The following is a 1,180-nucleotide window of genomic DNA, read 5'->3' on the forward strand; positions in this document are numbered from 1 at the left end:
TACTCATAGTGGATCTATTAGCGGGGTCATAGATGATGCAAAACCCGGGCCCCTAAGAGAAAAGGTAGGGGTGTATGCGGCTGCAGGATACCCAAATTATCCAAAGGCGAATATTGAAGGTTACCCTAGTGAGATTGATGTCAGCAAACGATTGGCGTTTTTCTATGGTAACTACCCTGACCATTATGAAACTCTTCATCCTAAGCTCGATGGTACATTCAAGCCTGCTGTAAAAGATGGTGATGGTAAGTATGTTGCTAATCCAAAGTATATTCAGCTGCATGAAGATGCTATTCATATGCCTGGAAACCTTCCATCAAATCAGGCAGTAGGTGTTCATACTGCAGATGATGCAGTACTCAATGCTATGGGGCCAGGCGCTGAGAATTTTCGAGGCTTTATGGACAATACTGAAGTATTTAAAGTGATGGTCGACTCCTTAGGGATTGGTTCTGGCAGCGTAAGATCGGTAAAATGAGGGGATGGAATCCCTCAATAATATTAATCTTCTCTCGCTGGCCGATACAGCCGTTAGTTTTACTACTGCTTTTTTCTTAGGCGGCTTAATTGGACTTGAAAGACAGTTTAGGCAGCGAACCGCTGGCCTGAGAACGAATGTCTTGGTAGCACTGGGTGCTGCCATCTTTGTCGATGCTGCCAATCGCATACTGGGTCATGAGGGGGCTGTACATGTCATGGCCTACGTCGTTTCAGGCATTGGATTTTTAGGTGCTGGCGTAATTATGCGAGAGGAGGGGAATGTTCGTGGTATCAATACCGCTGCTACTCTTTGGGGATCTGGGGCTGTTGGTGCATTAGCTGGTGGCGATCTTATCCTGGAGGCTATTCTTGCAACCTTTTTTGTGTTGGCTGCCAACACTTTGTTGCGCCCAATCGTTAGCATGATTAACCGCCAACCACTCGATACGCAATTTGTTGAGGTTACTAATTCGGTCTACATTATTACTGCAAAGCACTCTCAAAAGAAAGTATTAAAACAATTTATTGCCACTCTTGAGACGGCTGGTTATCAAACTCAAGATATCGAAGTTAAGCAGTTTGGTAGAGATGAAGTTGAAATTCAGGTGGTGCTTACTGCGACCTCAGTGGATGGTGATCGCATGGATCATTTAATTGCAGAGTTGTCTAGCCTTGACTACGTCAATCAGGCTTTCTGGAG

At 44.9% G+C, this 1,180-nt stretch carries 1 protein-coding gene and 1 pseudogene; both read left to right on the forward strand.

All coding sequences use genetic code 11. From position 1 onward, the window contains the following. Nucleotides 1–478: pseudogene (locus B7Y67_RS18660) on the forward strand (alkaline phosphatase); the annotation flags it as partial. A 4-nt stretch (nucleotides 479–482) separates the two neighbouring features. Further along, nucleotides 483–1,180, forward strand: a 698-nt coding sequence (locus B7Y67_RS18665) for an MgtC/SapB family protein (protein ID WP_293599913.1), incomplete at its 3' end; no start/stop codon positions are given.

It is taken from the genome of Polynucleobacter sp. 35-46-11 (genome assembly GCF_002281105.1).